At 71.7% G+C, this 1,085-nt stretch carries 1 protein-coding gene; it reads right to left on the reverse strand.

Going from position 1 to position 1,085, the window contains the following annotated elements; genetic code table 11:
• A partial coding sequence (locus AC1D01_RS35995) for an efflux RND transporter periplasmic adaptor subunit (protein ID WP_477874500.1) occupies positions 1-890 on the reverse strand: 890 nt, incomplete at its 3' end.
• Between the last annotated feature and the right edge of the window lie 195 nt (positions 891-1,085).

A 1,085-nucleotide genomic window follows, 5' to 3' on the forward strand; every position in this document is an offset into this window, starting at 1 on the left:
GTGAGGCGCGGCGCATCGTCGGGCAGCACCACGCGGGCCTGCGCGTACTGGCCGGCGCGGAACAGCTCCTGGCGGTTGTCCAGCACGACGACCACGCCGATCGCGCGCGTGCCGGCTTCGGCCGCCGGGGCGATGCGGTCGATGCGGCCCGGCACCGGCTGGCCCTGCCCTTCCACCTGCACCTGCACCGGCTGGCCGGGCTTCAACAGCGAGACCTCGTGCGTGCCGACGGTGCCGGCGAGCTCCAGCGTCGACAGGTCGACCACCGTCAGCAGCTGCTGCTCGGCGCTGACCTTCTCGCCGGGCACCACGTGGCGCTTGCCGACGATGCCGGAGATCGGCGCGACCAGCGCCGCTTCCTTGACACCGACGCGCGTGGTGGCGAGCTGGGCCTGCGCCGACTTGAGCTGCGCGCGCGCCGAATCGAGGCGGGCCTGCGACGACTGCAGCGCCGTTGACGAGATGAAGTTCTGCGCCGACAGGCCGACGTTGGCGGTGTGCGTGCGTTCGGCCTCGACCAGCGCGGCCTGGGCGGATTCGACCGAGGCCGAGCGATCAGCGACGCGGCTCTGCAGGTCGGCCAGGTCGATGTCGCCGAGCAGTTGGCCGGCCTTGACGCGGCTGCCTTCGGCCACCTTCAGCTCGAGCAGCGTGCCGGTCGCCTTGGCGCGGATCACCGCGGTGCGCGGCGCGACCAGCGGCCCGGAGAACTCCACCACCAGCGGCATCGCGAGCTGCTTCGGCTGCACGACCTCGGACGCGACGAACTCGAGCGCGACGAGCGCCGRCTCCTTCTTCTTGTCGCCGCCCTCCTTCGAGCCGTTGCTGAGGCGGGGCACCAGCGCCAGCACGAGGCCGACGACGGCCACGGCGCCGATCGCGCCGCCCACCCAGAGTCCACGCCGGGAGGTCCGTGATGATCCTCCGCCCACCGGCTGCTGCCCGTGTGAGGCGGCGCCGTGATCGTTGTGTGCTGTATTCATGGGCGGGAGTGTAGATTCGGCCCCCGCCCGTCTGACAAGGTCTGCGACAGACTGCAGATTGGGGGGGGTGAGCCGTGAACCGGGCCGATGAATTGGCGGAAC

This window comes from Rhizobacter sp. P3_B12 (genome assembly GCF_056402895.1).